Below are 21,520 nucleotides of genomic sequence, written 5' to 3' on the forward strand. Positions count from 1 at the left end.
CGACCCGGACCTGACCCGCGGTGCCGCGATATGCACCTTGTCAGCCAACAGTTTCGGCAGTCCCGTCTGAGCAGCCAACGTCATCACCGGAACCAGCCCCGCGCACGACACCAGACGCTCATCATCGAAGACTGCCGAGGACGCAGTGAACCTGTGGGACACTTTCACCGGAAGTGCCTTTCTGAACTGGTCTGATTGATGCGTAGAGAACACCAATCCTCCCAGCTCAAGAGGCACTTTCCTCATTCCGACACCCCACGACCAGCCAGTTCATCAGTGGATCGAGGTTTAGTCATGTTCCTCTACGTTACGATCCTGAACTGAAACTTCAAGATCCACAATGGATTCCGACGCTCATGCAGGTGCGTCGAGACCCGGCATCAGTGTGTGCAACAGGGGCGTATTAGGAGTCTTGGCGGAGGCCGCCACCCTCCAGAACCTTCCGTCCGCTGGAACGGAACAGGGGCGGTCACCATTGGTGACCGCCCCTGGTGCTGAGTCAGGTCCACGAGGTGCGTAAGACGGCGTTGGCGTCGTTGCTGACCCCGGTCCGTCGCCCGCACAAGTTGGGATCGGTAGCCATGCGGTGCGTGGTCCGCTTGTCCAGTAAGGAAGTGGACGACAGGAGAGGACGAAATCGTGTGGTGGATGATTCCGGTGGTGGTCATCGCGTTCGACGTAGCGCTCTTCGCGATCTTCGCTACCGCCAAACGGCGGCGTCGTGGGCGTGCGGCGGCCCGCCGCGGTGGGTTCGGGTCTGTTGCCGGTGCCGGCGGGGCAGCAGCTATCTGGGCTACTGGTGCTGACTCCGGTTGCGGCGACGGAGGCCATGGGGGCCACTCGGGTTGCGGTGGCGGACACGGCGGCTGCGGCGGCGGAAGTAGTTGCGGTGGGGGTTGCGGCGGCGGCGGTTGCTGATGATCATGCTGCGAAAGGCCGACACCCGACATGTCGCCGGACAGATGATCGCCGATCTGGAATTGCCGGAGGCGGTGTTCAAGACCTGCCCCTGGCAACCGCGTGAACTCGTCGAAACCGGTCTGCGGCAGTGGTTTCGATGCTGCGCGGTAGCGCTGCGCGACGGTCAGATCATCGGAATGCCGTCGCGTGCAGTCGATGAAGCGTGGCATGGACTGATCCTGTGCACCGTCCGCTATGCGGCATTCTGTGACGCCGCCTACGGGCAATTCCTGCACCACCATCCCGAGGGCGGTGCGCCACCCGGCGTTGCGGCGGGCGGCGAACGCATGGATGAACAGCTGCGCCGCACTGTCATCGCCTGGTCCATGGTCGCCGAGCCGGGTGAACGGTGCGTCCTGTGGGATCTGGACTCTCATCTCGGGCTCGATGAGCCATGGGGTATCGGTGCGCAGCGGGTCGCGGACATCGAAGCGGCTTTGACCCAGCCCCGTTTCCGTACATCGGGTGACACTAAGCCTGAATCCACCGATCGACCCTGTGTTGGTGGGTTGAGTCGCTGATCTTGATTCAGGTTGGTTATGGGCATGGTTGAGCTGCTGGTCTGTCCAGCTCTTCCTGTTGGGGTCCTGGTTGTCGGGTCGGGGGTTGGTGGTTCAGGCCGAGGATCGGTTGCCGATGATGTTGTGCCACATGGTTGTCCATGCTGATTGCCAGGGCCAGTGCCGGGGTAGGTGCAGGATTGGTGTGCGTTGGGGTCGGGCGAGGCGGGCGGGGATGTTGACCAGGCGTCGGCGCAGCGTGGTCCCGCGGGCGGTGCGGTGACGGGTACCGGCCAGGGTCGCGGTGGCGCGCAGCAGGTTGTGGGCGATCGCGGCGCAGACGGCCCAGGCACTGTTGGCGCCGAATCGTCCGGACGGGATGTGGGCCAGGGGTCCGTCGATGAGGTCGGCGAAGGTGGTCTCGAATGGCCTCAGACTCGGAGTTGGCTCGAACCGTTGCGCACGAGGTGTATCGCGTAAATATGACTGAGATACCCGAATTGGGCATCGATGCGACGCGTGCCGCGAGTGAGACGCAGGCCGCATTCGATTTCGCACAGAAGTACGGCGATAAAATCCTGAACGGCGGAGAGTGAGAAGTATGTCCGAATACCTTACGTTGGCGAGGCGATGGACTGAGGTGACCAAGCTGGTCGCTGCAGGGGCATGGGATGGCATCCTCTGCCCGAAGAACGATGATGCCGATGTTCTGATCGAGAAGCGTTCATGGGTTGCAGGGGGCAATGCTGGTGACAGGAGATGCGAATACTGGATACATTGCCCAAAATGTGGCGCTGAGATTTTTTTCCAGAGCAAGGACGAGTACGAACCGAAACGTAAACCGGGAACTGGCTAATGAATGACGGTTCGATCTCGACGAGTTTGTACCAGTTTCTAGCTACGAATTTCCATCAAGACTGGGATCTAGAAGCTGAAGACTGGGAAGGCATCGTCGACAACTATGTCAACGAAGACCCCGTTGCGGAGCCTCTCCGGCTGCTGGCCCAGGAGATCGACGACTTACGGGAATCCCGTGCGGAACCAGGCCTGAAACAATTCCTGGTGCGCACGGTCGGCGTCGACTACGGCCCCGATCCACTGACCTACAAGGAATGGCTGGGACAGATCGCCGACCGACTGCGCCAGCATGCCGCGGCGATCGGCACCGCCAGTGGGACCCAGCGTTAATCGTTTGGCAGGGCGGGAATCCCAGCGTCTACGACGCTCTGACCGGTTGGATCCAGAGTGACCCCCATAGCGGACCCGTGCGTCAGCTGAAGTTCGACGGTCGCCTGACTCCCGCTGTCGGCGACCAGCGGTGTCTCAGAGTGGTATCAGCGCCGCGCCATAGTGGGTGCGGTGTGACTCAATGTCAGTGCGCCTTGGTCGGTTTCAATGTCGACCTGGATGATGCCGCGCCCGGGCGAGCCGCAGGCGACGGGCAGTTTCGGATTGTCAGGGCCAACATGTGTCATCAGCCAGGCGTCCAGATCCGCTTGGTCATCGGCGACCGAAATCCTCTTCACACCGCGCGGCGTCAGGGTGTGCGCGGCGTCCATCACTCCGGGATTGCTGCTGCCAGGGTCCCTTGCCAGGAAGAACGGCAGACCAGGTGAAATGAGGGCACGGGTCATACCGATGTGATTTACGCCCAGCCCACGGCGAGTGAGGCGGCCGATCGGCAGCTTGTCGTGACGTGCCCGGGTCTCGAGTTCGCTGCTGGTGACCTCTACTGCCCAGCCGGCAAACGCTTCGTCGCCATTGGAGAGCGCGGACAACACCAGTTGCCCAAACGGGTTGTCCTTGGCGAGGTCTGCGTCGTGCACAGCGACGAACTCGAGGTAACCGCAGCCGAGCGGAACGATGTAGTTGCGTGTGCCCAAACCGTCGTGGACGCCTCCCTCCACGGCAGCCAGGCCGGCTGTCTCGGCGAGCTGACGCGCAGACCGGTCGAGATCGGTGGTAGCGATGATGATGTGGTCGAGCTGCACGAGACGGTGTGCCCTTTCTGACGACCCCGCGGAAGTCTATTGGGTGGCGGTTCCGGATCAGCTGTCGCGAGCCTGTTCCGCGTGCAGCGCCTTCACGCGTCGCTGCTCGCGCAGCACCTCCTGGTAACTCTCGCGTTCGGCGATCAGCCACTCGGGCTTCTCCTCGAGCAGCTGATCGATCTGTGCGGTGGTGAGTGCTTTCTCGACCCCGCCGCGGGTGAGACCGGCGATCGAGATGCCCAGCTTGGCGGCCACGAGGTTCTTCGGGTGCGGCCCGTTCTTACGGAGATCTTTGAGCCACTGCGGAGGCTCCGCTTGCAGCGCGGTGAGCTCAGAGCGGGTGATCGGGTTTTCCTGGAATTCCGCAGGAGTCGCGGGCAAGTACACGTCCAGCTTCTTGGCCGCCGTGGCGGGTTTCATGGACTGCGCGTTCGGCCTGCTCATGGCATCAGCGTATCGGTAGCCTGAGGCGGTGACCCTGCTGTCCCTGACCCTCGGGTACGTCCCCGGCGGGACTCCGGCAAAGTGGGCTCGGATCTGGGCGGAGCGCCATCCGGAGGTTCCGCTCCGGTTGTGCGTCGTCGCCGCGGTGGACGCGGCGGCCGCGGTGCGGGACGGCACCGTCGACATGGCGTTGCTCCGGCTGCCGGCCGACACAGCTGGGTTGGCCGTCATTCCCCTCTACGAGGAAACAACGGTGGCCGTGGTGCCGACCGATCATATTTTCAGTGCCGTCGATACGATCACCGCCGCGGACCTCGACGGCGAGCCGACGCTGCTTCCACTCGACAACGCCCTCGCCTGCGCAGACACTGTCGGTACGCCGGTCGATCACCGACCCGAAACCACCGAGGACGCAATAGAACTCGTCGCCGCGGGGATGGGCGCGCTCATCGTTCCGCAGTCGTTGGCGCGGCTGTATCACCGCAAGGATCTCACGTATCGTCCGATCACCGACGCGCCCACCTGCCCTGTGGCGCTCGCCTTCCCGGAAGGGCCGCAGCCGGCACTGGTCGAGGAGTTCGTCGGGATTGTGCGGGGCCGCAAACCCGGTTCGTCACGGGGACAGGCCCAGCAGGCACCGAAACGTACTGCACGGGAGAAGACTCTTGCAAAGCAGGCCGCGCGCGCCGCTGCGGGTAAGGTCGCGCGCCAGCCCAAGCGGGCTGAGCGCGGTCGACGCTGACGCAATATGTCCCGGAAGCTGCCAGCGGCGAAGACGATCACAATCAGGTAAGCCTTGCCTTATTGGGTAGTCGGGCGTAGTTTTACCGGATATATCTCCTCTAAATGCAACGACGGTCTTCATGGTCGTCGTCGAAAGGACGATCCGAAAATGACTGCCCGAGAATCTCTTCCGCTGGCCGGGCGATCCGATGCCGATCTGCCTGGACACTGGCTGCTCGCCCGGCTCGGCAAGCGGGTGCTCCGTCCGGGCGGTCTAGAGCTGACCAGAAGGCTGCTCGCGGCTGCTCGTGTCACCGGCGCCGATGTCGTGGAACTGGGGCCCGGGCTCGGCCGGACCGCCGCCGATATCGTGGCGCTGGCGCCGCGGTCCTACGTCGGTGTGGATGACACGGCAGCTACTGCGGAGACGGTGCGCGGCGTCGTCGCTGCGATCGGCGGAACGGTGGTGGTGGCCGATGCCGCGACCACTGGTTTGCCGGATGCCAGCGCCGACGTCGTCGTCGGGGAGGCGATGCTGACGATGCAGGGGGACAAGGCTAAGCGGGCCATCGTTGCCGAGGCGTTCCGGGTGCTGCGGCCCGGCGGACGCTACGCGATACATGAACTCGGGCTGACACCGGACACGCTGGCACAGCAGACGAAGGACGAGATCCGCCGGGAGATGGCCGCCGCCATCAAGGTCAACGCGCGTCCGCTGACCGCGGCCGAATGGGCCGAGCTGTTGACCGATGCCGGATTCGAGATCGTCACCGTCGATCACGCCCCGATGGCGCTACTGCAACCTGCGCGAATGGTGGCCGACGAAGGCGTTGCCGGCGCTCTGCGCATCGTCGGCCGACTCATCGTGCACCGCGCCGCCCGGCACCGTGTCATCGGGATGCGGAAGACCTTCCACCGGTACCGGCATTCGCTGACCGCCATTGCCGTCGTAGGTGTCGTTCCGGTGTCGTGACAGACTCGAGACGTGCCTGTTCCACCTCACGATCTTGAAGCGCCTTCGGAGCGGGCGGTCGGTTGGCAACGGCAGAAGGTTCTCGGCGTGTTGCGTGACGCGGCGGGCCCGGTCGATGCCCAACATGTTGCCGACACACTGCAGATCCACATCACCACCGCGCGGTTTCATCTGACGACGCTCGAAGGTCAAGGATTCATCCGTCGCGGGGATCGGGCGAAGCCCCGCCGAGCGGGCCGGCCCCGATTGACCTACGAGGTAGCGCCGAAGCTGGACTATGCCGACATCGTGTCGCTGTTTGCCGCACATCTGGGTGGCACCGAACGCGAACGCGAGGAGCGGGCACTGCGCATCGGCGCCGACTTGGCGCGCCGGGTTCACCTGGCCCGCAGCCGAGACGAATCGACGATCGCCGATCTGGTGACGGCCACCCTGAGCGACCTGGGTTTCCAGGTACGTTCGGTGCTGAATTCGTTCGGAGAGATGACGGTGCAGATCTGCACGTGCCCGCTGGCGGAGGTGGCTCAGAGCGCGCCCGAAGTCGTGCGCGGTATTCAGCAGGGCCTCATCCAGGAAGTCATCGACAGCAATGCCGATCGCGTCGGAAGTTACTGCGCCACAGTCACAGCCGACCCGCGTGGATCGTGCGAAGTCAGTTTGGTGCTCCGCGCGGGAAGCTGAGACCCGCGGGCCGGACGATCACCGACACGCCTACCTGCCGGTGCGCTCGCGGTGCTTGCACCCTGGCCAGCAGCAGGGGCGGCGCTTGCCTTCCTCCAACTCCTCTTGAGTGCGACGGATCCGGCGTTCCCGGGTCGTGTCCTGTCGGGCATCCTCGACCCAACAGATGAACTCGTTGCGCGCCAAGGGCGTGATGTCTTTCCACGCGGCCAGGGCCGTGGCGTTGCCCATCAATGCCGAGCGCAGGTCGGCGGGCAACTTGTGCACGACACCACCGGGGACTTGCTGGGTGCTCACGGCGCCAGGGTAACCCGGGCCGGCCACAAACGACGAGCGGCCAGCTATCACACGCCAAACTCCGAAAAGCGTGCGACAACTGGCCATTCGGCACAGCTGGCGATCTAGGTGTGCCGAGGGCTCTGGGCCTTCTTGTACATCGACTTCAGCAGCAGGTCACGGAACGTGTGGTTATCCAGCGCCTTGAGGCCCGGACCGGCAACCGCGGGAATTCCCGCGAGCTTGTTGAAGAAGCGGCCGCGGCGATACTCACGGCCCCACGCGGCCTGCATGCGCTGCGCATAGTTGGTGAAATCGTCGGGCCCACCGTTGGTCAGTGCCGCGACGGCGCATTCGCCTGCGGTCAAACCCGATTCGAGGGCCTTGGAGATACCCGCGCCGGACACCGGCTTGCCGGCACCCAGTGAATCGCCGACGAACAGCACACCGGGACGCCACGGCGGCCAGGCTGTGAAGCCCATGGGCAATCGCCACGCCCGCACACTCTTGTTCTTCTTGAGCTCCTCGATCGGCGGCAACTCCCACTCGCGTGGCAACGTGCGCAGGAAGTCGCCGAGGAACTGAGTGGCGTTGATGGACTGCCAGTTCTTGTAGCTGTTGACGTAGCCCAGGCCGATGTTGAACCTGCCGCCACCCATCGGGAACACCCAGCCGTAACCGGGCAGCTGATCGCCCTGGAACAGCAGCTTGAGATAGATGTCGAAGCTGTCGGAGTCGGGGCGGTTGGCGTGCATCTCCGAGCGGATGGCGATCGCCGAATAGCCGTTGTACTCCGAGTCGATCTTTAGGGCTCGCTTGATGGGGGAGTAGGCGCCGTCGGCGGCAATGACCGCGTCGCCGTACACCTTTTCCCCGTTCTTGAGCACCACGCCCACCACTCGGCCGTTGGCGTCGAACTCGGGTCCGGCGACCTCCGAGCCCTGGCGCACCTCGGCACCCGCCGACTCGGCATGCTTGAGCAGCAGGGTGTCCAATTCGGTACGGCTGACGGTGTGGCCGTGGTCGGGCATACCGGGACGGCGGGGGAAGGACAGCTCCCACTCGCTGGGGCTGTATACGGTGACTCTGTTGACGCGATGGAACTTGGCCACCTCGTCGGCCAATCCCATCTTCTGCAGGTAGCTGACTGCCCGCGCGGTGAGGCCGTCACCGCACGGCTTGTCCCGCGGGAAATCCGCCTTGTCCAGGACGACCACCTTGGCGCCGGTCTGTGCGGCCTGCCACGCCGCAGCCGACCCGGAGGGGCCGCCACCGGCAATGACCAGGTCGTATCGCTGCGTCATGAGCCTCGTCTCATCGGTGGGCTGTCGCAGCGATAGTACCGAAGCTCGCCGGTGTCCGGCCCGGCGGGGACAATCGCCACTCCGACCGGTTCTTTCCATGTTGCCGGACGGTCTGGGCAGGTCAGCGCTATCAGGGCGGGTACAGTGATCGCGTGCGGCGAGGCATTAGACCACATACCAGCGGAGAAGCGGGTGTCAAAGTAGACGCCCGCAGTGAGCGCTGGCGTGAGCATCGGAAGCGGGTGCGGGCCGAAATCGTCGAGGCCGCGTTCCGGGCTATCGACCGGCTGGGTCCGGAGCTGAGCCTGCGAGAGATCGCCGAGGAGGCCGGCACCGCCAAGCCCAAGATCTATCGCCATTTCGCCGACAAATCCGACTTGTTCCAAGCCATCGGCGAGCGGCTGCGTGACATGTTGTGGGCGGAGATCTTCCCTTCGATCAACCTCGCGGCCGATCCGGCCCGGGAAGTCATCCGTCGCAGTGTCGAGCAGTACGTCCGAATGGTCGACGAACACCCGAATGTGCTGCGCTTCCTGATCCAGGGCCGCTTCGCCGAGCAGAGCGAATCGGCGATGCGCGCACTCAACGAGGGCCGCGACATCACGTTGGCGATGGCCGACATGTTCTCCAACGAGCTGCGCGAGATGGAACTCGACAGCACGGCGATCGAGCTGGCCGCGTTCGCGACCTTCGGAGCGGCGGCCTCGGCGACCGACTGGTGGCTGGGCAGCAAGCAGGACAACCCGCGTCGGATGCCTGCCGACGAGTTCGTCAACCACCTGACCACCATCATGGTCGGCTCGATCAACGGCACCTGTGAGTTGCTGGGCGTCTGGATAGACCCTGATCTACCACTGCACGAGGGTGTTCAGCGTCGCGAACACGTTGGCTGACCGGTCTGTTTTACGGGCTCGTTGACAGCCGCGGCCCAGGTCCGCACACTGGCGAGTATCCGGTACCGGTGTTCCCAGGAAAGGACCTGAAGCTATGACGGCTGCCGAACAATCCGCGCACGTCCAGCAACCCGTACGGACCAGGGCCCTCATCATCGGCAGCGGGTTCTCGGGCCTGGGTATGGGCATCGAGTTGCAGCGTCGAGGGGTGGACTTCCTCATCTTGGAGAAGGCCGACGAGATCGGCGGCACTTGGCGTGACAACACCTACCCGGGCTGTGCCTGCGACATCCCGTCGCATATGTACTCGTTCTCGTTCGAACCGAAGGCCGACTGGACCCACATGTGGTCGTTCCAGCCGGAGATCCAGGACTACCTGCTGGGGGTGACGGCCAAATACGGTCTGCGCCGCTACATCCGGTTCAATACCCACGTCGACCGCGCGCACTGGGACGACAGCGAATTGCGTTGGCACGTCTTCAGCGACACGGGCCAGGAGTACATCGCCCAATTCCTCGTCTCCGGAGCAGGAGGCCTGCACATCCCGTCGATCCCGGACATCGATGGTCGCGACGAATTTGCCGGAGCCGCTTTCCATTCCGCGCAGTGGGACCACAGTGTCGACATCCACGGCAAGCGTGTGGCGGTCATCGGCACCGGCGCCAGCGCGATCCAGATCGTGCCCGAGATCGTCAAGGATGTCGCCGAATTGCAGCTGTACCAGCGCACACCGGCCTGGGTGATGCCGCGGGTGAACAACAAATTCCCGCTGTGGATGCGCCGCATGTTCAGTTACGTGCCCGGCACCCGGGCGCTGCTGCGCACCGCGATCTACTGGATCCACGAGGGTGTCGGGTTCGCCATGACCCAACAACCGCGGCTGCTCAACATCGGCGAGATGATGGGCCGCTACAACATCAACCGCAGCGTCAAAGATCCCGAACTGCGCCGTAAGCTCACGCCGAGCTACACCGCGGGCTGCAAGCGAATCCTCAACTCCGACACCTACTACGAGGCCATCGCCAACCCCAAGACGCAGGTGATCACCGAACGGATCGCCCGCATGACCCCGAGCGGCATCGTCACCGCCGACGGCGTCGAACATCGCGTGGATGTCGTGGTGTGGGCGACCGGATTCCACGTCACCGACTCCTACACCTACGTCGACATCAAGGGCTCCGGCGGCGAGGACCTGGTAGACCGCTGGAACCGGGAGGGTATCCAGGCCCTCCGCGGCATCGCCGTCGCCGGTATGCCCAATCTGTTCTTCCTGCTCGGTCCGAACACCGCACTCGGACACAACTCGGTGGTGTTCATGATCGAACAGCAGATCCGATATGTGGGTCAGGCGATCGCCGCCGTCGACCGCGAGGGTGCCGAGGCGCTCATGCCCAGCCGGGCCGCCCAGGACGCGTTCAATGCCGAGCTGCAGCACGAGCTGCGCGACACGGTGTGGAACACCGGTGGTTGCCGGAGCTGGTACCTGGACGACCATGGCGTCAACCGCACGCTGTGGAGCGGCATGACCTGGCAGTACTGGCTGGCAACCCGTCATCTGGACCCGTCGGAGTTCGATTTCCTGCGTGAGAGCCGCGACACGAAAACACAAGGTGTTGCGGTGAGCGTGGGCGACTGACCCCAGGGGTAGTGTCGGGGGCAGCGTGGAGCAAGTAAGACGAGCAGGTGAAACGAGGTTCTGGTGAGCGAAGGCATGAGGCTGATCGACCGGGTGTCAGCGATCAACTGGAACCGCCTACAGGACGACAAGGACGCCGAGGTCTGGGACCGGCTGACCGGTAATTTCTGGTTGCCGGAGAAGGTGCCGGTGTCCAACGACATCCCGTCGTGGGGCACGCTGACCGCCCACGAGAAGCAGATGACGATGCGGGTGTTCACCGGCCTGACGTTGCTGGACACCATCCAGGGCACGGTCGGCGCGGTCAGCCTGATTCCCGACGCGCTGACCCCGCACGAGGAAGCCGTCTACACCAACATCGCGTTCATGGAGTCGGTGCACGCGCGCAGCTACAGCAACATCTTCTCGACGCTGTGCTCGACCGTCGAGATCGACGATGCGTTCCGCTGGTCGGAGGAGAACCCGAACCTGCAGCGCAAGGCCGAGATCGTCATGCAGTACTACAAGGGCGACGAGCCGCTCAAGCGCAAGGTCGCTTCGACGCTGCTGGAGAGCTTCCTGTTCTACTCGGGCTTCTATCTGCCGATGTACTGGAGCAGCCGGGCCAAGCTGACCAACACCGCCGACATGATCCGGCTGATCATCCGCGACGAGGCTGTACACGGCTACTACATCGGCTACAAGTATCAGCGCGGCCTGGCCCTCGTCGATGAGGCCAAGCGCGAAGAGCTCAAGGACTACACCTACGAGCTGCTCTTCGAGCTCTACGACAACGAGGTCGAGTACACCCAGGACCTCTACGACGAGGTCGGCCTCACCGAAGACGTCAAGAAGTTCTTGCGCTACAACGCCAACAAGGCGTTGATGAACCTCGGCTATGAGGCGCTCTTCCCCAAGGACGAGACCGACGTGAACCCGGCGATCCTCTCGGCGCTGAGCCCCAACGCCGACGAGAACCACGACTTCTTCTCGGGCTCGGGTTCCTCGTATGTGATCGGCAAGGCCGTCAACACCGAAGACGAGGACTGGGACTTTTAGAGTTCGGGCTCGCGGGGCGGCAGCGCCCGTCACGGGTTGTGTTCAGCCGGATCGTTTTCCACAACGATTCCGAGTGAACAACCAATGAAAGACCCGAGAACTGTCTTTCCCCAGGTGGTGCCGGGCGCCCCCTGATACGAGACTTGCTTGGTGACTGCTCACACGCTGCTGACCTCGATCCTGAACTGGCTTCGTGCTGGCTACCCCGAAGGTGTTCCCGGCGCCGACCGGGTGCCGTTGCTGGCGCTACTGCGCGCCACCCCGTTGACCGACGAGCAGGTCAAGGAGGTGGTGCGCCACATCACCGCGGACGGTTCAACGGCATTGACCGACAGACAGATCGACCGTGACGAGATCGCGGAATTCATCGCCGATGTGTCTCATCACGACGCCGGCCCGGAGAACGTCAACCGGGTAGCGGCCAAACTTGCGGCCGCCGGGTGGCCCCTGGCCGGTGTAGATCGCCCAAAGCCCGCATCGGACGAATCGACCGATGCGGGCGGTTCGGCGTAGCCGCTATCCCCGCAGCGAGGCGGTATCGATGACGAATCGGTACCGCACATCGCTGGCCAGCACGCGCTCGTAGGCCTCGTTGATGTAGTCGGGCGCGATGACCTCGATCTCGGGGGTCACGTCATGCTCGGCGCAGAAGTCGAGCATCTCCTGTGTCTCCGGGATGCCACCGATCATCGATCCGGACAGGTTGCGCCGGTAGGCGGCGAGCGGGAAGAACGGAACCACCAGCGGCTTCTCTGGCGCGCCCAGTTCGACAAGTGTGCCGTCGGTGGCCAGCAGGCTCAGATAAGCACCCATATCGAGGTTGGCCGACACCGTGTTGAGAATCAGGTCGAAGCGACTGCGCAGCTTGCGGAAGGTGTCCGGGTCGCTGGTCGCGTAGTACTCGTCGGCACCGAGGCGCAGGCCGTCCTCCATTTTCTTCAGCGACTGTGAGAGCACGGTGACGTGCGCGCCCATCGCGTGAGCCAGCTTGACACCCATGTGGCCCAGCCCGCCGAGGCCGATCACCGCGACCTGCTTGCCGGGGCCGGCATTCCAGTGGCGCAGCGGCGAATACAGGGTGATGCCGGCGCACAGCAGGGGAGCGGCCTTGTCCAGCGGGATGCTGTCAGGGATGCGCAGCACGTAGTTCTCGTCGACGACGATCGCACCGCTGTAGCCGCCGTAGGTGGAGCTGCCGTCACGCTCGGTCGAGTTGTAGGTGCCGTGCATGCCGTATTCACCGGTGCAGTATTGCTGCAGGCCGGCCTTGCAAGCGTCGCATTCGCGGCAGGAGTCGATGAAACAGCCGACGCCCACGTGATCGCCGACCTTGTATTTGGTCACCTCCGAGCCGACCGCGGTGACGACACCGGCGATCTCGTGACCGGGAACGACAGGGTAGTTGGGCCGGCCCCATTCGGCCTTCACGGTGTGGATGTCAGAGTGACAGATGCCCGCGAAGTGGATGTCGAAAGCGACGTCGTGCGGCCCTACCTCCCGACGGGTGATGGTGGTCTTGGTCAGCGGCTCGGTTGCCGAGTTCGCGGCGTATGCGGAAACAGTGCTCATCACAGCCCTCTTCGATCGTCGTCAGTGCATGGTCCTGGGGACATCAGCCCAGTTAACTGGTGCGCCGCAGTGGGCGGCCCGACACGTGCAACTATTGCGATGTCGGCGTTAGTCCCACACTCGACTGTGACGTTTCTCCCTGGTGATCGCCTGGGAGTGCGAGCTCAGAGGCCGGGGGCGCGAATCGATCCGTTGAACGACACTCGTTCGTAGCTTGCCAGCCCGGCCACCGTGTAGGGGTCCTTGTCGATGAGCTGCTGCGCTTCTTCGACGCTGATGTCACCGGTGATGAGCACTCCGCCGGTAGCGGGTTCCTGGCGGCCGGCCAGCAGGATACGGCCGGCGGCGACCTCGTCGTTGAGCCATGCGACGTGCGCCGGGCGGGTCTGGTCGACGACATCGGTCGGCTTGAGGTAGGTCAGCGTGAGGATGTGGAACACGCCGCCAGACTAGTGGACGGCGGTCAGTTTATCGGCGCGTTGACCCAACGCAGGTCATCGAGGATGCCGCGGGCCGCGACGATGTTCTGACCGGTCTGCCAGACCTCGTTATTGACCACGAACACCCGGTTGTCCTTGGTTGCCGACAACGCGCGCCACGCCGCGCTGTCGAGGATCGCGGGGGCGTGATCGCGTGCTGCCGGGGAGGCGAACGACACGTACACGATGTCGGCGTCGGCGTCGGAGAAATCGCTGCTGGAGCCGGCCAGCTCCTCGAACGGCTTATCGGTGAACCGCTGTGCGGCAGGCCGGTCCAACCCGACTTGTGCCAACACGCTGGCGGGGAAGTTGTCGGCACCGTAGACGCGCACGGTGTTCTCGGTCAGCTGCACCACGGAGGCTTGAAAATGCGCGGCGTCGTTGTCGGCGCCGGTCTTGCGGGCTGCGTCGTCGAACTTGTCGACCAGATCGCCCGCCGCATCGGCGCGTCCGGTCGCCGCGCCCACCGCGCGCAGGGTGTCCTGCCAGCCGGCGCCGGGCGCGCCGGTGAACACGGTCGGTGCGATCGCTGCCAGCGCACCGAAGGCATCCGGGGTCAACGCCGTGGAACCCAGGATCAGGTCGGGGTGGGCCGCGGAGATGGCGGAGAGGTCGGGTGCGTTGCGGTCGCCGACCGCTGCGATGTCATGCACGGCCTTGCCCAGATAGGACGGCTGGCTGTCGGAGTCCACTGGCCTGGCGGCCCCGACGACGCGGGACTGCAGACCCAGGGCGCACAGCGCGTCGAGTTGATCGCCCGAGAGCACCACGATGCGCTGGGGGTCGCCGGACACCTGCGTCGAGGGGGGGATGCCGTCGCCCTCGGCGTTGTGGACGTCGCGTGGAGCGGGATCGGCGGCTGCCGGCTCTGGTGCGCACGACTCGTCGGGCCGGCGTTGGTTGCCCAACACGCCGGCGTTGGCGATCTTCGTAACACTTGTGGTGATCGACTTCTGGGCCTGCGGCGGCGCGCCGTCCGAACCGCCGCAGCCGGCGGACAGTGCCGCGATCGCGGCGATCAGCACAGCTGCGGCGCGTGGTCGGTTGATCAGCACGGGGCGACGGTAACATTCAGGCTTGTCGTACCTGGTCAGGCCGCCGCCAGAGAAGCTCCGAACTTGTTTACGACAGTTTGTAGGACCCAGAGGCGCTCGGGGGTTCGGAAGCGTTAAGATTCAGTTCGATATGCGGGTTTTCCCGACTAATCTTTGGAGGATCTCTTGGTAGCCGAAGCGCCCCCAATCGGAGAACTCGAGGCACATCGTCCTTTTCCGGAACGAATGGGCCCCAAGGGCAACCTGGTCTACAAGGTCATCACGACCACCGATCACAAGTTGATCGGCATCATGTACTGCGTCGCGTGCTTCGCCTTCTTCTTCATCGGCGGGCTGATGGCGCTGCTGATGCGTACCGAATTGGCGATGCCGGGTCTGCAGTTCCTGTCCAACGAGCAGTTCAACCAGTTGTTCACCATGCACGGCACGGTGATGCTGTTGTTCTATGCCACGCCGATCGTGTTCGGGTTCGCCAACCTGGTGCTGCCGCTGCAGATCGGTGCGCCGGACGTGGCGTTCCCGCGCTTGAACGCATTGTCGTTCTGGCTGTTCCTGTTCGGCGCGCTGATCGCCATGGGGGGCTTCATCACACCCGGCGGCGCGGCAGACTTCGGCTGGACGGCTTACTCGCCGCTGACTGACGCCATTCACTCGCCTGGCGTGGGTGGTGACCTGTGGATCATGGGTCTGGCCGTCGGTGGTCTGGGCACCATCCTCGGTGGCGTCAACATGGTCACGACGGTGGTGTGCATGCGCGCCCCGGGTATGACGATGTTCCGGATGCCGGTGTTCACCTGGAACATCCTGGTCACCTCGATCCTGGTGCTGATCGCGTTCCCGATCCTGACCGCGGCGCTGTTCGGCTTGGCGGCCGACCGTCACCTCGGTGCTCATATCTATGACCCGGCCAACGGGGGTGTCCTGTTGTGGCAGCACCTGTTCTGGTTCTTCGGCCACCCCGAGGTCTACATCATCGCGCTGCCGTTCTTCGGCATCGTGTCGGAGATCTTCCCGGTGTTCAGCCGCAAGCCCATCTTCGGTTACACCACGCTGATCTACGCCACCATCAGCATCGCGGCCCTGTCCATCGCGGTGTGGGCGCACCACATGTACGCCACCGGCGCGGTGCTGCTGCCGTTCTTCTCGTTCATGACGTTCCTGATCGCGGTCCCGACCGGGATCAAGTTCTTCAACTGGATCGGCACCATGTGGAAGGGTCAGTTGACGTTCGAGACGCCGATGCTGTTCTCGGTGGGCTTCCTGATCACGTTCCTGCTCGGTGGTCTGTCCGGTGTGCTGTTGGCCAGCCCGCCGATCGACTTCCACGTCACCGACAGCTATTTCGTTATCGCGCACTTCCACTACGTGCTGTTCGGCACCATCGTGTTCGCCACCTACGCGGGCATTTACTTCTGGTTCCCGAAGATGACCGGCCGGATGCTCGACGAGCGCTTGGGCAAGCTGCACTTCTGGCTGACCTTCATCGGCTTCCACACCACGTTCCTGGTGCAGCACTGGCTGGGTGATGAGGGCATGCCGCGGCGCTACGCCGACTACCTGGCCAGCGACGGCTTCACCACCCTCAATGTCGTTTCCACGATCGGGGCCTTCATTCTTGGGGTTTCAACGCTGCCGTTCGTGTGGAACGTGTTCAAGAGCTGGCGTTACGGCGAGCCCGTCACGGTGGACGATCCGTGGGGTTACGGCAATTCGTTGGAGTGGGCGACCTCGTGCCCGCCGCCGCGGCACAACTTCACCGAGCTGCCCCGCATCCGCTCCGAGCGTCCGGCGTTCGAGTTGCACTACCCGCACATGGTCGAGCGCATGCGCGCCGAGGCCCACGTAGGCCGTAAGCACCACCACGAACTCGAAACCGCGGACCACTCCAACTGACGATAGGGGCTATTGGTCAATACCGTTCAGTTAAGACACATGCGTGTAGTTTGTATGCCTCGCGCGGGTTGGCGGAAGCCGGAGTCGGATCGTCGGTTGTCGGATTTGGTGTCGGTGGGTGTGCTGACGCGGGTGTTTCCGCCGGCTTTGGTCGATGAGGTGATTGCGGCGTCGGGCCGAACCCAGGTGCGTCATCGTGCGTTGCCCGCGCGGGTGATGGCGTACTTCGCGATCGGGATGGGTCTGTGTTCAGACGGTTCGTACGAGGATGCGTTGTCGCAGCTCACTGATGGTCTGGCGTGGGCTTCGGGGTGGCGTGAGCATTATCGGCTGCCGGGCAAGTCGGCGATCTTTCAGGCGCGGGAACGGTTGGGGGCGCAGCCGTTGGCGGATTTGTTCGCGCGGGTGGCTCGCCCGTTGGGAGGACCGGATACACCGGGGACGTGGATGGCCGGGCGACGACTGGTCGCGATCGACGGGACGTGTCTGGATGTGGCGGATACGCTGGTCAACGAGAACTTCTTCGGTCGGCCTGGGGTGGACAAGGGCGAGAAATCAGCGTTCCCTCAGGCGCGACTGTTGGCCGTCGCCGAGTGTGGTTCACATGCGATCTTCGCCGCCGCGATCGGTGCTTACCGAGAGGCGGAGTCAGATTGTCGAGCGTCTGCTCGACAATCTGACTCCGGGGATGCTGCTGCTGGCCGACCGTGGATTCTTCCCATACGCCCTGTGGCGCAACGCTTCTTATGCTGGAGCCGACCTGCTCTGGCGAGTGAGCACCGGCCGCAATGGGCCGACGCCGACGCATGTTGAAGACCTGCCTGATGGCTCGTGGTTGGCGCATCTGCGCTCGGCCAGGGATCGGCACAGCGAGCCGATGCTGGCCAGGATCAACGGCTGGCTACGTAGCCAATTCACCAGTGAGACAATGTGGCGAATACCCAGCGATTGGCGGGTAAGCGTGCGCCCCTGCGCAGACCCGGCACCTCGTCGGACAGGTCGTCGAGGAGTTCGGCGGGCCCGATCTGTTGGCCAGCAATGCCGGCGTCGAGCACTTCGGCTCATTGGAGTCCATCACGCCGGCTGACGTCGACCACATTTTCAAGATCAACGGCGGGTCAGCTGTTCGCGGCCCAGGCCGCAGCGGCCGCAGTCTTGTCGAGGGTGTTGAACCTGGCGCCGGAGCTGGCCGGAGCACCGTCGACGGCTATGGCGGTTATCACGCCCAAACCACACTAGCCGGCTCGAACTGACCATAGGCTGGGAACAGGCCACCGTGCCCCGACGTTAGGACAACCGTGAGCACGCAAGACATCACCGCAGAGCAGTTCAACGCCACCATTGCCGACAACGAGATCGTGTTGGTGGATTTCTGGGCATCATGGTGCGGACCGTGCCGTGCGTTTGCGCCGACCTTCAAGGCCGCTTCGGAGAAGCACCCCGACGTGGTCTTCGCCAAGGTCGACACCGAGGCCGAGCAGTCATTGGCGGCCGCCGCCGAGATCCGGTCCATTCCGACGCTGATGGCCTTCAAGAAGGGCAAGCTGGTGTTCAACCAGGCCGGCGCCCTGCCCGCGGCCGCGCTCGAGGAGCTGGTCCAGAAGGTCAAGGATTTCGACGTCGACGCCGCAATCGCCGCGCAGGGTGACGGTCAGCAGGCATAACAGGCTCTGGGCCTGACGCTTTGCTTTTGCCTCACGGGCAGCGCGTTGTGCGTGACAGGTCGCAACGAGTTCGTCTTGGTCGAGCATCCGCCGGCGGGTGTGGCCCTGGTGACGCTCAATCGGCCCGAGCGGATGAACGCGATGACACCCGACACCGCACCTGGAGAGTCTGACCAGGCCGTCATCGCGGTGCTCTCCCGGCGGGGGAATCGAGTTGACCCGGCGGACACTTTGGAGTGGACTGGACGCCGCTAGCCTTGAGGGGCATATGCAGGCCGAAGGCCTCGGGCGACTTTTCGTGCGCCTGCTCACCGCGAACTTCGAGGAAGTGGTGGCTGCCTGCGAGGAGCCGACCGGCACCGACGAGCGCTAGCGCGAGGAGCCGACCGGCACCGACGAGATGTAAGACGACAGGCAGGGAGGCAGTAGCGTGATCACCGCAACGGACCTGGAGGTCCGCGCCGGCGCGCGCACACTGCTGTCCATCGAGGGTTCGGCGCTGCGGATCCAGCCCGGCGACCGGATCGGTTTGGTCGGCCGCAACGGCGCAGGCAAGACCACCACGATGCGGATTCTCGCCGGTGAGGGCGAGCCGTATGCCGGCACCGTCACCCGTACCGGCGAAATCGGTTACCTGCCACAGGATCCCCGTGAAGGCAACCTCGACGTGCTGGCCCGCGACCGCGTGCTCTCGGCGCGCGGCCTGGACACCCTGCTGGCCGATCTGGAGAAGCAACAGGCGTTGATGGCCGAGGTGGCCGACGACACCGCCCGGGACAAGGCCGTGCGGAAGTACGGTCAGCTGGAAGAGCGCTTCGCCGCGCTCGGCGGATATGCGGCCGAGAGCGAGGCGGGTCGCATCTGCGCGAGCCTGGCGTTGCCCGACCGCGTCCTGACCCAGCCACTGCGGACCCTCTCGGGTGGTCAGCGCCGCCGGGTGGAACTGGCCCGCATCCTGTTCGCGGCCAGTGAAGGCGGAGCCGCGGGCGCGAATTCGGCTACCACACTGCTGCTCGATGAGCCCACCAACCACCTCGACGCCGACTCGGTCGGCTGGCTGCGGACCTTCTTGCAGAATCATTCCGGTGGTCTGGTGGTCATCAGCCACAACGTCGAGCTGCTGGCCGATGTCGTCAACCGGGTGTGGTTTCTGGACGCGGTGCGTGGCGAGGCCGATGTCTACAACATGGGCTGGCAGAAATACCTCGACGCTCGCGCGACCGATGAGCAGCGGCGTCGTCGGGAACGTGCCAACGCCGAGAAGAAGGCGGGTGCGTTGCGCGCCCAGGCCGCCAAGATGGGCGCCAAGGCCACCAAAGCCGTTGCCGCGCAGAACATGTTGCGTCGTGCCGAGCGGATGATCGCCGAGCTGGATGCCGAACGGGTCGCCGACAAGGTGGCGCGGATCAAATTCCCGAGCCCGGCGCCGTGCGGCAAGACGCCGCTGGTGGCCAATGGCCTGACCAAGACCTACGGGTCACTGGAGATCTTCACCGGCGTCGACCTCGCCATCGACCGCGGATCGCGGGTGGTGGTGCTCGGGCTCAACGGCGCCGGCAAGACCACACTGCTGCGTCTGCTGGCGGGTGCGGAAACGGCCGATGCGGGTGTTCTGGAGCCGGGTCATGGCCTCAAACTCGGCTACTTCGCGCAGGAACACGACACCCTGGACGATCACGCCACGGTGTGGGAGAACATCCGACACGCAGCACCCGACACGGGGGAGCAGGATCTGCGAGGTCTGTTGGGCGCCTTCATGTTCACCGGGCCGCAGCTCGAACAGCCGGCGGGCACCCTGTCCGGCGGCGAGAAGACCCGCCTGGCGCTGGCTGGCCTGGTCGCTTCGACCGCCAATGTGCTGCTGCTCGACGAGCCCACCAACAACCTTGATCCGGCATCGCGCGAACAAGTGCTCGACGCGTTGCGCAGTTACCAGGGTGCGGTGGTGTTGGTGACACACGATCCGGGAGCCGCGGAGGCGCTCGACCCGCAGCGCGTGGTGCTGCTGCCCGACGGCACCGAGGATTTCTGGTCAGCGGAGTACCGCGACCTGATCGAGCTGGCCTGAGTTTTCGCGCTCGTCAAACTGGATTCGCGCCAAATCCTAAGACGTTGACCATTTTCGCCCGCCAACGTGTGAGCTGTTTCTAGTCTGGGTAACCGTCGGGACATCCACAGCGGGGAGATGTCGATGAAGGAAACGAACAAGGCCCGGGACGAATTGTTGACCGAGCTGCGCAACGCCTACGAAAGGGGAGCCAGCATCCGCTCGCTGGTTGCGACGACGGGTCGTTCGTACGGTTCGATACACAGCTTGCTGCGGGAATCGGGCACCACCATGCGCAGCCGGGGTGGGCCCAATCACCGCACCAGAGCCCGGGCCTGAGCCCACAGCCGTTGCGGCGCTGCCGGTTTCAGTGATCAGCAGGCGTCGGCTGTTGTTGTCGCACGGATGCCTCGACCAGGTCGAGGACCGCACTGAGGTTCTTCGGGTCCTCGCCGGAGGCCAGCCGCGCCACCAGGCCGTCGAGCACCAGATCGAGGTAGATGTGCAGGACCGCACTCGGAACATCGTCACGTAATCGTCCGGCCTCCTTCTGCCGCCGCAACCGTTCGGTCGTGGCAGCAGACAGCTCAGCCGATCGTTCTGCCCAGCCCTGGTGAAAAGCCGGGTCGTTACGCAGTTTTCGGGCGATCTCCAGCCGCGTGGCCAGCCAGTCGAACTGCTCGGGCGCGGCCAGCATGTTGCGCATCACCTGGATCAAGCCCTCGCGCGCGGCCACGTCCGCCATCCGCTCGGCGTCCTCGCGGGCCAGTTCGAAGAACAACGTGTCCTTGTCCTTGAAGTGGTGAAAGATTGCGCCGCGCGACAGCCCGATGGTTTGTTCGAGCCGCCGCACGGTCGCACTCTCGTACCCGTACTGAGCGAAGCAGCGCCGGGCGCCGTCGAGAATCTGGCGTCGTCGGGCTGCCAGATGGTCGTCGGTCACCCGGGGCACTGGTTCACTCCTCGCGCTAGCACCTGTCGGGCCGCCGTAGCTGGTTCTGTTGTTCCGATCAGGGCTACTTCGACTTCAGCATGTTGCGCAGGACGTACTGCAGGATGCCGCCGTTGCGGTAGTAGTCCGCCTCACCGGGGGTGTCGATGCGGACTACTGCGTCGAATTCGACCTTGGAGTTGTCTTCTTTGGTGGCTGTGACGTGCACGGTTTTGGGGGTTTTGCCCTGGTTGAGTGCTTCGATGCCGGTGATGTCGTAGGTTTCGGTGCCGTCGAGTTTGAGGCTGGCGGCGGATTCGCCGGTGGGGAATTGCAGCGGGATGACGCCCATGCCGATCAGGTTGGAGCGGTGGATGCGCTCGAAGGATTCGGTGATGACGGCCTTTACGCCGAGCAGCACAGTGCCTTTGGCTGCCCAGTCGCGCGAGGAGCCGGAGCCGTA

23 protein-coding genes and 5 pseudogenes are annotated in these 21,520 nt (G+C 64.4%); 17 read left to right on the forward strand and 11 right to left on the reverse strand.

Features of this window, described 5'->3' with window-relative positions; translation table 11 throughout:
- Nucleotides 1-168 (reverse strand): annotated as a pseudogene (locus tag H276_RS24920) (IS1380 family transposase); the annotation flags it as partial.
- A gap of 749 nt (nucleotides 169-917) precedes the next feature.
- Here H276_RS24920 and H276_RS0122040 point away from each other — a divergent pair.
- Complete coding sequence (locus H276_RS0122040) at nucleotides 918-1,481, forward strand: hypothetical protein (RefSeq protein ID WP_019973448.1); 564 nt, start codon at nucleotides 918-920, stop codon at nucleotides 1,479-1,481.
- Between the two features lie 93 nt (nucleotides 1,482-1,574).
- Here H276_RS0122040 and H276_RS24370 read toward each other — a convergent pair.
- Nucleotides 1,575-1,883: pseudogene (locus tag H276_RS24370) on the reverse strand (transposase); the annotation flags it as partial.
- Nucleotides 1,884-2,100: 217 nt separating this feature from the next.
- Between H276_RS24370 and H276_RS24925 the strand changes: the two are divergent.
- Both H276_RS24925 and H276_RS0122050 read left to right on the forward strand, forming a co-directional pair.
- Nucleotides 2,101-2,316, forward strand: a complete 216-nt coding sequence (locus H276_RS24925) for a hypothetical protein (protein ID WP_155943221.1) — start codon at nucleotides 2,101-2,103, stop codon at nucleotides 2,314-2,316.
- A complete protein-coding gene (locus H276_RS0122050; RefSeq protein WP_019973450.1) occupies nucleotides 2,316-2,648 on the forward strand; it encodes a contact-dependent growth inhibition system immunity protein in 333 nt (110 codons plus the stop codon). Before H276_RS24925 ends, H276_RS0122050 begins: the two co-directional genes overlap by 1 nt.
- Before the next feature lie 146 nt (nucleotides 2,649-2,794).
- Here the strand turns inward: H276_RS0122050 and H276_RS0122055 are convergent, their stop codons facing one another.
- Nucleotides 2,795-3,451, reverse strand: coding sequence for a VOC family protein (locus H276_RS0122055; protein ID WP_019973451.1), 657 nt, complete (start codon nucleotides 3,449-3,451; stop codon nucleotides 2,795-2,797).
- A gap of 57 nt (nucleotides 3,452-3,508) precedes the next feature.
- A complete protein-coding gene (locus H276_RS0122060; protein WP_019973452.1) occupies nucleotides 3,509-3,895 on the reverse strand; it encodes a DUF5997 family protein in 387 nt (128 codons plus the stop codon).
- 28 nt (nucleotides 3,896-3,923) lie between these two features.
- Between H276_RS0122060 and H276_RS0122065 the strand changes: the two genes are divergently transcribed.
- The 3 genes from H276_RS0122065 to H276_RS0122075 all read left to right on the forward strand — a co-directional run bounded on the left by H276_RS0122065 (nucleotide 3,924) and on the right by H276_RS0122075 (nucleotide 6,272).
- Complete coding sequence (locus H276_RS0122065; RefSeq protein WP_019973453.1) at nucleotides 3,924-4,637, forward strand: LysR family substrate-binding domain-containing protein; 714 nt, start codon at nucleotides 3,924-3,926, stop codon at nucleotides 4,635-4,637.
- Nucleotides 4,638-4,787: 150 nt separating this feature from the next.
- Complete coding sequence (locus H276_RS0122070; protein WP_019973454.1) at nucleotides 4,788-5,591, forward strand: class I SAM-dependent methyltransferase; 804 nt, start codon at nucleotides 4,788-4,790, stop codon at nucleotides 5,589-5,591.
- A gap of 12 nt (nucleotides 5,592-5,603) precedes the next feature.
- Nucleotides 5,604-6,272, forward strand: coding sequence for a metalloregulator ArsR/SmtB family transcription factor (locus H276_RS0122075; protein WP_026357299.1), 669 nt, complete (start codon nucleotides 5,604-5,606; stop codon nucleotides 6,270-6,272).
- Between the two features lie 30 nt (nucleotides 6,273-6,302).
- Here the strand turns inward: H276_RS0122075 and H276_RS0122080 are convergent, their stop codons facing one another.
- Together H276_RS0122080 and H276_RS0122085 are read right to left on the reverse strand one after the other, a co-directional pair.
- Nucleotides 6,303-6,569: a YdeI/OmpD-associated family protein gene (locus H276_RS0122080; RefSeq protein ID WP_018600919.1), complete on the reverse strand. Its 267-nt coding sequence runs from the start codon at nucleotides 6,567-6,569 to the stop codon at nucleotides 6,303-6,305.
- Between the two features lie 104 nt (nucleotides 6,570-6,673).
- Nucleotides 6,674-7,852, reverse strand: a complete 1,179-nt coding sequence (locus H276_RS0122085) for an NAD(P)/FAD-dependent oxidoreductase (RefSeq protein WP_019973456.1) — start codon at nucleotides 7,850-7,852, stop codon at nucleotides 6,674-6,676.
- A 152-nt stretch (nucleotides 7,853-8,004) separates the two neighbouring features.
- Here H276_RS0122085 and H276_RS0122090 point away from each other — a divergent pair, with 152 nt between their 5' ends.
- The 4 genes from H276_RS0122090 to H276_RS23490 all read left to right on the forward strand — a co-directional run bounded on the left by H276_RS0122090 (nucleotide 8,005) and on the right by H276_RS23490 (nucleotide 11,932).
- Nucleotides 8,005-8,745, forward strand: coding sequence for a TetR/AcrR family transcriptional regulator (locus H276_RS0122090; RefSeq protein WP_026357300.1), 741 nt, complete (start codon nucleotides 8,005-8,007; stop codon nucleotides 8,743-8,745).
- Nucleotides 8,746-8,839: 94 nt separating this feature from the next.
- Entirely contained in the window at nucleotides 8,840-10,381 is a 1,542-nt protein-coding gene (locus H276_RS0122095; protein ID WP_019973458.1) for an NAD(P)/FAD-dependent oxidoreductase, read from the forward strand.
- Between the two features lie 75 nt (nucleotides 10,382-10,456).
- Nucleotides 10,457-11,419: a class 1b ribonucleoside-diphosphate reductase subunit beta gene (gene nrdF / locus H276_RS0122100; protein ID WP_019973459.1), complete on the forward strand. Its 963-nt coding sequence runs from the start codon at nucleotides 10,457-10,459 to the stop codon at nucleotides 11,417-11,419.
- Nucleotides 11,420-11,569: 150 nt separating this feature from the next.
- On the forward strand, nucleotides 11,570-11,932 hold the full coding sequence (locus H276_RS23490) for a DUF3349 domain-containing protein (RefSeq protein ID WP_019973460.1): 363 nt from the start codon (nucleotides 11,570-11,572) through the stop codon (nucleotides 11,930-11,932).
- A gap of 3 nt (nucleotides 11,933-11,935) precedes the next feature.
- Here H276_RS23490 and H276_RS0122110 read toward each other — a convergent pair whose 3' ends face one another.
- The 3 genes from H276_RS0122110 to H276_RS0122120 form a co-directional block, all read right to left on the reverse strand.
- Nucleotides 11,936-12,988 (reverse strand): NAD(P)-dependent alcohol dehydrogenase, encoded by a 1,053-nt coding sequence (locus H276_RS0122110; RefSeq protein ID WP_019973461.1) that lies wholly within the window; start codon nucleotides 12,986-12,988, stop codon nucleotides 11,936-11,938.
- A 164-nt stretch (nucleotides 12,989-13,152) separates the two neighbouring features.
- Nucleotides 13,153-13,428, reverse strand: coding sequence for a YciI family protein (locus H276_RS0122115; RefSeq protein WP_019973462.1), 276 nt, complete (start codon nucleotides 13,426-13,428; stop codon nucleotides 13,153-13,155).
- Between the two features lie 23 nt (nucleotides 13,429-13,451).
- Entirely contained in the window at nucleotides 13,452-14,522 is a 1,071-nt protein-coding gene (locus tag H276_RS0122120; protein WP_019973463.1) for an iron-siderophore ABC transporter substrate-binding protein, read from the reverse strand.
- 165 nt (nucleotides 14,523-14,687) lie between these two features.
- On the opposite strand from H276_RS0122120, the gene ctaD reads away from it, so the two are divergent.
- From ctaD to H276_RS0122150, 7 genes and pseudogenes are all read left to right on the forward strand, one after another.
- Nucleotides 14,688-16,415: a cytochrome c oxidase subunit I gene (gene ctaD, locus H276_RS0122125; RefSeq protein WP_026357302.1), complete on the forward strand. Its 1,728-nt coding sequence runs from the start codon at nucleotides 14,688-14,690 to the stop codon at nucleotides 16,413-16,415.
- A 54-nt stretch (nucleotides 16,416-16,469) separates the two neighbouring features.
- Nucleotides 16,470-17,307: pseudogene (locus H276_RS23495) on the forward strand (IS4 family transposase); the annotation flags it as partial.
- A gap of 406 nt (nucleotides 17,308-17,713) precedes the next feature.
- Nucleotides 17,714-18,079: a thioredoxin gene (trxA, locus tag H276_RS0122135; protein WP_019973466.1), complete on the forward strand. Its 366-nt coding sequence runs from the start codon at nucleotides 17,714-17,716 to the stop codon at nucleotides 18,077-18,079.
- 51 nt (nucleotides 18,080-18,130) lie between these two features.
- Complete coding sequence (locus H276_RS24930; protein WP_036461631.1) at nucleotides 18,131-18,334, forward strand: hypothetical protein; 204 nt, start codon at nucleotides 18,131-18,133, stop codon at nucleotides 18,332-18,334.
- Nucleotides 18,285-18,452, forward strand: a pseudogene (locus H276_RS24375) (enoyl-CoA hydratase); the annotation flags it as partial. The gene H276_RS24930 and the pseudogene H276_RS24375, both read left to right, overlap by 50 nt.
- 57 nt (nucleotides 18,453-18,509) lie before the next feature.
- Complete coding sequence (locus H276_RS0122145) at nucleotides 18,510-20,147, forward strand: ABC-F family ATP-binding cassette domain-containing protein (RefSeq protein WP_019973468.1); 1,638 nt, start codon at nucleotides 18,510-18,512, stop codon at nucleotides 20,145-20,147.
- A 123-nt stretch (nucleotides 20,148-20,270) separates the two neighbouring features.
- Nucleotides 20,271-20,465: a helix-turn-helix domain-containing protein gene (locus H276_RS0122150; protein ID WP_026357303.1), complete on the forward strand. Its 195-nt coding sequence runs from the start codon at nucleotides 20,271-20,273 to the stop codon at nucleotides 20,463-20,465.
- A gap of 28 nt (nucleotides 20,466-20,493) precedes the next feature.
- Here H276_RS0122150 and H276_RS0122155 read toward each other — a convergent pair whose 3' ends face one another.
- Nucleotides 20,494-21,078 carry a TetR/AcrR family transcriptional regulator gene (locus tag H276_RS0122155; protein WP_026357304.1) on the reverse strand — a complete coding sequence of 195 codons (585 nt, stop codon included), beginning with the start codon at nucleotides 21,076-21,078 and terminating at the stop codon, nucleotides 20,494-20,496.
- Nucleotides 21,079-21,142: 64 nt separating this feature from the next.
- Nucleotides 21,143-21,520, reverse strand: a pseudogene (gene acnA / locus H276_RS0122160) (aconitate hydratase); the annotation flags it as partial.

Origin of the sequence: Mycobacterium sp. 141 (assembly GCF_000382405.1) — a bacterium.
Lineage (GTDB): Bacteria > Actinomycetota > Actinomycetes > Mycobacteriales > Mycobacteriaceae > Mycobacterium.